Annotated in this window: 4 protein-coding genes; all 4 read right to left on the bottom strand. The window is 30.1% G+C overall.

Going from position 1 to position 3,468, the window contains the following annotated elements; all coding sequences use genetic code 11:
- Positions 1 to 919, bottom strand: a 919-nt coding sequence (locus ACRDBA_RS15680) for a glycoside hydrolase family 10 protein (RefSeq protein WP_438573864.1), incomplete at its 3' end; no start/stop codon positions are given.
- An 85-nt stretch (positions 920 to 1,004) separates the two neighbouring features.
- Positions 1,005 to 1,550, bottom strand: coding sequence for a C40 family peptidase (locus ACRDBA_RS15675; protein ID WP_438573863.1), 546 nt, complete (start codon positions 1,548 to 1,550; stop codon positions 1,005 to 1,007).
- A gap of 142 nt (positions 1,551 to 1,692) precedes the next feature.
- Positions 1,693 to 2,547, bottom strand: a complete 855-nt coding sequence (locus ACRDBA_RS15670) for an NlpC/P60 family protein (RefSeq protein ID WP_438573862.1) — start codon at positions 2,545 to 2,547, stop codon at positions 1,693 to 1,695.
- Between the two features lie 226 nt (positions 2,548 to 2,773).
- The coding region (locus ACRDBA_RS15665) for an MtnX-like HAD-IB family phosphatase (RefSeq protein WP_438573861.1) at positions 2,774 to 3,468 on the bottom strand (695 nt) is incomplete at its 5' end.

Below are 3,468 nucleotides of genomic sequence, written 5' to 3'. Positions count from 1 at the left end.
CTTTTACCCACTGTCTAGTATCTGCATATAATGTTTCATAACTACTTACTCCTGCTTTTGTATCACTTCCATATCTATTACTACTTTTATTACACCATATCCCAAATGGACTTATTCCAAACTTTATTTTGGGGTTATTTAACTTAATAATTTCACTGATCCCCTTAACTAATTCATTAATATTATTTCTTCTCCATTCTTCTTTACTTAAATGCTTTATATTATAATTTCTATATGTTTTTTCATCCGGAAACTCTCCCTCTTTAGGATTTAAATACGGATAAAAATAGTCATCAAAATGAATTCCGTCTATAGGATATTCCAAAATAAGTTCCGCTACCATATCTATAATGTACTCTCTCACCTGTGGTATTCCAGGGTTTAACATCCATTTATTATCATACGCAATCAACCAATCCGGTTGTAAATAAGCAATATTGTGCTTATCTAACTGTGTTTGATCTAATCCACTTGTTGTAATTCTAAAGGGATTCATCCATGCATGAAACTCCATACCTCTTTTATGAGTTTCTTCAATCATAAATTTAAGGGGGTTGTACCCAGGATACTTTCCCTGTATGCCTGTCAGATATTCAGACCAAGGAGCATATTTAGAGCTATAAAAAGCATCTCCACATGGCCTAACTTGTACAACTACCGCATTAATTCCCGCCCCCTTTAGATTATCTAATAAATCGGTATATTCTTCTTTTTGCTCTTTTATACCTAATCCTGGTTTACTTGGCCAATCTAGATTATATACAGTTGCTATCCATGCTGACCTAAATTCATATTTAGGATGATAAAGTAACTCATTCATTGCCCTATTATCTATTGATTTTGTAGAAGCTATTCCTCGAATAGATATCAGTAAGATTATTATGATGATTAACCCTATTCTTATTAATTTTTTTCTCATACTTACTCTCCAAAACTCTATTTTTGAGCACAAAAAAAGTCTCCATATATATTATGGAGACTTTTTAATCTATTATAACATTTTTTTATATTACTCTTTTATAACCCATAATCGGAGGCATACCTCTTAAGTCTAATGGGTCAATCTTTACTCCATGAGTTGTACTTGCATGAATAACTTGATTATCTCCCATATAAATTCCTACATGAGTTACACTACTATATCCATAAAATACAAGATCTCCTGGCTCTAAATCTGTTTTTTTTACTTTTGTGCCATTACTTGAATACTGGTCTGTAGATCTTCTTTTTAAACTTACATCAAAGTTTTTGTATACCTGTGAAGTAAATCCTGAGCAATCTACTCCCTTTGTCAAACTATTTCCAGCATATACATATGGTGTTCCTATGAATTGTTTTGCATATTCAATAACTTCTTCGCCTTTTGATTTTTTTGTTTCTTCGGCTTGCTCTACTTCTATGATTTCTGTAGCTTCTTCTACTACAACTTCATTAATATTCTCTACAATTTCTATATTATTAACTGAATCCTCTGTAGCTAATACTGTTAGACTTGATAAAGTTATTGTTGCTGCTATTAAAAAGACTTTCAAAATCCCTCTATTTTTCATAGCTAACTCCCCCTCAATGTATCCTATAATTTATCTTTAGTAATTATGTTTTATTTGTTTTGTATTTGTTACAAATTTATTATATAACAGTTTAATTTCTAAGTCAATCTCTTAACTCATTTTGTATAGTTTTTAATAGTTTTTATGATTTTATTAGGCGTTTTATGCCAATCATAGGCTTACCATACTCAAGTTTACTCATCTTTATACCTGTTTTTGCATCATTTGCATGGATAATCTGACCATTTCCTGCGTAAATTGCTACATGATTTATTACACCATTATTACCATAAAACACTAAATCCCCTGGTTTAATTTCACTTTTACTAACTTTATAACCATTTGAGGCATATTGTCCTCTAGAACTTCTTTGTAATTGAATACCAAAATTCTTATAGATCTGCGATGTAAATCCTGAGCAATCTACCCCCCTAGTTAAACTATTTCCACCATATACATACGGATTTCCTAGAAATTGTTTAGCATATTCCACAACCTCTTCACCTTTTTCATTTTCTACTACAGGCTTTTCTTCTATCGTTTGAGTATATGGAATAAGGTCTAGTGCCTCTTCATTTATTTGACTTTTATAAATATAACCTGATTTACCCTCTACTTTTACTAAATACCAATTATCTACACGCTTTTCCACAAAAACCATCACATCTTCACTTAACGTTGTAATAATCTCTGCATTTTCATTTGCTTCTTTTCTTAAATTTGTGCTCTCTACCAATGTAGTTGTTAAGGCACCTTCTATTTTAATCATTTCTTCATTTAATGTATGTTCTAAATCTTTCTCTAATAAAGTAGCATAAGCATTATCTAATTTATCAATAACTTCTACTACCTCTCCTTTTTCTTTAGTAATTATTTCACCCTCTGAAATTTTTATCTCTATACCATTTGTTAAACTTCCTATTGTTGTTGCTTGAAGGCTCATTGATACTGCCATTGCTCCTAATATTGTTATTCCTATTAGCTTCTTCTTTCTCATACCTTCTGCCTCCTAAGTTTTGTTTATACTTTCGGTCTAATTATTTATGTATTTTTATTAATTATGTTATATATGTTATTATTTATTAACTAATTGTTACATCTTTATTTTATATCATGTAATATTTTTTGTCAACCCTTCAATCACCCTATACTAGGCATTTTTGATATAACTCCATATAAAAAGGACCAGTATTCGTCACTATTGACATATACGGTCCCTGTTATTAATTCTTTATGTTGTCTAAATAACTTATCACATCTTCTAATGACTCTATAGAGATGTAACTTCTACTAGTTTTCTCATAGAGGTGAATTAATTCTCCTTTTACAAATCTTATATCCGCCCACAAACTCGCTTTATAATCTGGTGCACTATCTCCTGCATAAATAATCATGTCATATTGTTCTCTAAAATGTTTTACTACCTTCTCTTTATCAATGCCGTATCTTTCAGAATAAAAAATAGATGTTTGATCCGGATTGATTCTTATTCCTTTTTCCTCATATCTTCCTATATTCGAAAAAACAGGTATACTTTCAAGTTTCATTTTTTTCATAATCTTTTTTATATAGTACTCACAGCCTGCACTTAAAATAACAAAATCTATCCCCAACTCCCTACACTTTTCCACTATTTTTTCAAATCCTTCATCTATTTCTAACTGCATAATTTCATCTTCAATTGCATCTTCTTCTAGATTCATAGTCGTAAAAATTTCATTCAAAAAGTCTATATCCTTTATTTTTTCTGCTTTAAAATCTTTATAATAGGTTTCTTCTTTTTCTGGCATATACTTATACATAATCTTTTTATAGAAATCTTCTTTGGATATCGTACCATCAAAATCTGATATAAATAATATCTTTTTCATCCTAATACTCCTATTTTTTTCTGTATAGCCTCTACTATTTCCTCTGA

Origin of the sequence: Clostridium sp., from assembly GCF_051654825.1 — a bacterium.
Taxonomy (GTDB): domain Bacteria; phylum Bacillota; class Clostridia; order Clostridiales; family Clostridiaceae; genus Clostridium.
This window is presented reverse-complemented; position numbering and strand designations above follow the sequence as displayed.

What these genes read in the sequence shown, in the direction of transcription:
- ACRDBA_RS15675 (WP_438573863.1), bottom strand. Translation starts at nt 1,550, where the DNA reads ATGAAAAATAGAGGGATTTTGAAAGTCTTTTTAATAGCAGCAACAATA.
- ACRDBA_RS15670 (WP_438573862.1), bottom strand. Translation starts at nt 2,547, where the DNA reads ATGAGAAAGAAGAAGCTAATAGGAATAACAATATTAGGAGCAATGGCA.